Raw genomic sequence first — 3,099 nt, 5'->3', positions numbered from 1 at the left:
AAAAAAGTTGATGGGTTTTCAGTTTACAGTATTATGGTATCTGAATTAGGTTCATTATGTTATTCAATTCTAGGATGAAATGACTTAGAATATATAGCAATTTTAATTTCAGGTGCTACAGTATATGCAGCTAACATTATGTTAATGAGTATTTACTTTGCTTATAGTGAAAAAACTGTTAAATTAGGAAAATTAAGACTAAATCACTGATGACAATTAAGTCTTAATATGGCAATGTGAATTTTATTCTATCTAATTGTTGTAATTGTATTCAATATAACTAGAACGCAATCAGAGATTTTTAGTGCCATCTTTTCATTCCTAGCCCCAGTACTTATTGCTATAGCTGTTATGCCTCAAATTATTGAAACATTTAAAACTAGAGATGTTAGAAACCTATCACTTCCAATGTTTTCAATTAGCCAATGTTTATGTACTTGCTGAATGATTTGATGATCCATTCAAACAAATACAGATCCAAATGCAGCTAACATTATAGGTGTTGCTGCTCAAGTATTTTTCTTCTTAATTAACATTATTCAAATTTTCTTAATTATTCACGAAAGATACTTGAAAAAATACTTGAACAAAAAGAAACAATTAAATTAATCATAACCTACTAAAAAAGGTAAAATATAGACAATTATTAAATTTAAAAAGGGAGAAATTATGTTTATTAAAAATGTTGATAAAACAAGAAATAATTCAATGTTATTAAAAGCTGTTTTCAAGGGTGATTCATATGATAAAACACTTGTTGAAAAAAACAATGTTGTTACAGATTACTTTGATAAAAACGAAGCTTTAGTTTATTTAGGGGAAGCTGATAAATTCAAATATACAGCTTTATACAACTTTGCTAAAGGATTCTTTGCTTCACAAGCTAGAGAATACCAAATTGATTTAGCAAGCTTTGTAAAAGGTGAATTAAGCCTTGCGCTAGTTGTAAAAGCATTTGTAGAAGCTTACAATTATGTAAATGCTGATATTTATTCAGCTAAAACAAGCAAAAAAGATGAAAAATTCGCAGTTTCATTATATTCAGAAGCAAATGAAGCAGAATACAAGGAAGAATTAGATAAAGCTGTTGTTCTATCAGAAGCTATTAACTTTGCTCGTAACTTACAAGTTACACCTCCAAACATCTGTAATTCAGAATGATTAGCTGATCAAGTTGTTGCTGATTTAGCAAAATACGATAACTTAAAAGTTACAGTGCTTGATAAAAAAGCTATTGAAGAAAACAAAATGGGATTACTTCTTTCAGTTAACCGTGGAAGTATGTATGAACCACGTGTAGTTGTTATTGAATACAACGGAAACCCAGATTCTAAAGAAAAAACTGTTTATGTTGGAAAAGGAATTACATTCGATTCAGGTGGATACAACATTAAAACAGGACGTAACATGCTAGGAATGAAATACGATATGTCTGGATCAGTATTCGTTGCTTCAGCTTTAAAAGCTATTGCACAATTAAAACCTAAAGCAAATGTTGCAGCTATCATGTGTATTACAGACAACCGTGTAAACGGGGATGCTTCATTACCAGATTCAGTTTGAACAAGTATGAATGGTAAAACTGTTGAAATCAACAACACAGATGCTGAAGGTCGTTTAGTAATGGCTGATGGTTTAACATATGGTGTTAGAAAATTAGGAGCCACAAGATTAGTTGATGTCGCTACATTAACTGGAGCTATCTTAGTTGCTTTAGGGCAAACATACACAGGAGTTTGAGCAACAAGCGAAAAAGCTTGAGAAGAACTTTCTTTAGCTGCGAAAGAATCAAACGAATTAGTATGAAGAATGCCTCTTGATGAAGCTTTTGCTAAAGAAATCAGAAATTCAGTTGTTGCTGACTTAAAAAACACAGACTTAAGTGGAATTGGTGGTGGTTCATCATCAGCTGCTATGTTCTTAAAAGAATTTACAGAAGACGTTGAATACATTCACTTAGATGTTGCTGGAACAGCTGATATCGCTTCACGTCCAACAGGTGTAATGGTTAAAACATTAACACAACTTGCTTTAAATAATAAATAAAATATCATTTTATAAACTAATTAATAGCATATTGTATTTATTTATAATATGCTATTTTTTATGCCCTATGAAGGAAAATAATGGAATTTAAAACTTCTAATAAATCAAATCTAAATAGCATAAATTCATACAAGGTGCGAGCTAAAAAAGCATTTTCTAATGCATTTGGTTCTTGTATTTCTCTCAGCCTAATTGGTGTCTATTGACTATATCAAATAAACCCTCTATACATTTTGCTTTTTATCTTTAATCCTATATCAATTACTTTTTGAGTGCTGGGTATATGATTTTTATACAAGCACATAAATGAAAAACGTATAAATAGTGACTCAATGAATATTCGCTTTGAAAATAATTTCTTTGATTTTTTCATCAATAAGCATATAACCGAAAATATAAAATTAAAATTTTGCTTCAATAATAAAGAAAACATCATTAAAAATCAGCCGATAGAAGTATCTAAAACTCGTTTAATTAATAAAAAGCATGTTAGTCAAATACCTGATAATCAGCCTATAAAATGACTTAAAAAATATAATGAATTTTCATTTAAGTCCCTAAATAACTTAAATAAAATACTTTTTAATGATTTTTTGAATAAATATCAAAACAAATTAGAAAGAAAAATTAGAATAACTACTAATCTTATGTATGTAATGAAAGGGATACTTCATTGAATATGAATAACATTTATTTTTGGAGCAATTATCATTTGTGTAAATAGATTTTCATCTCCAATAGTTACTCATGCAATTAATGACTATCCCGTTGATCAAGGGGCTTTTGAAATATCAATAGCTATAACTTGCATTATATTAGGCTTTTTAGTAATGTTTTTAAATAACTCTTATCTAAATACTATTAATTATCTTTTTGTGTATTATGCAATATTAAGAGATAGAGCTTTTCTTGATAATGATATGATCGTAACTATCATGACTCAGCATGATAAGAAATTTATTTCAAAACTACTTGCACATAGTAAAAAACATAATTTGTAGGTAATAGACCAATTTTTGTGTAATCACTTCGGTCTTTTGTAGATATATTATA

Annotated in this window: 3 protein-coding genes; all 3 read left to right on the top strand. The window is 28.7% G+C overall.

Annotation, left to right across the window (positions count from 1 at the left end; all coding sequences use genetic code 4):
* The coding region (locus ACX1M8_RS03445) for a PQ-loop domain-containing transporter (protein WP_458836804.1) at positions 1-609 on the top strand (609 nt) is incomplete at its 5' end.
* A gap of 60 nt (positions 610-669) precedes the next feature.
* A complete protein-coding gene (locus ACX1M8_RS03440) occupies positions 670-2,046 on the top strand; it encodes a M17 family metallopeptidase (protein WP_458807036.1) in 1,377 nt (458 codons plus the stop codon).
* 80 nt (positions 2,047-2,126) lie between these two features.
* Positions 2,127-3,047: a hypothetical protein gene (locus ACX1M8_RS03435; RefSeq protein WP_458836803.1), complete on the top strand. Its 921-nt coding sequence runs from the start codon at positions 2,127-2,129 to the stop codon at positions 3,045-3,047.
* Positions 3,048-3,099: the final 52 nt, after the last annotated feature.

Source organism: Mycoplasma tracheobuteonis (genome assembly GCF_054456995.1).
The sequence above is the reverse complement of the archived record's forward strand: the minus strand, read 5'-3'. Positions and strand labels throughout refer to the sequence as shown.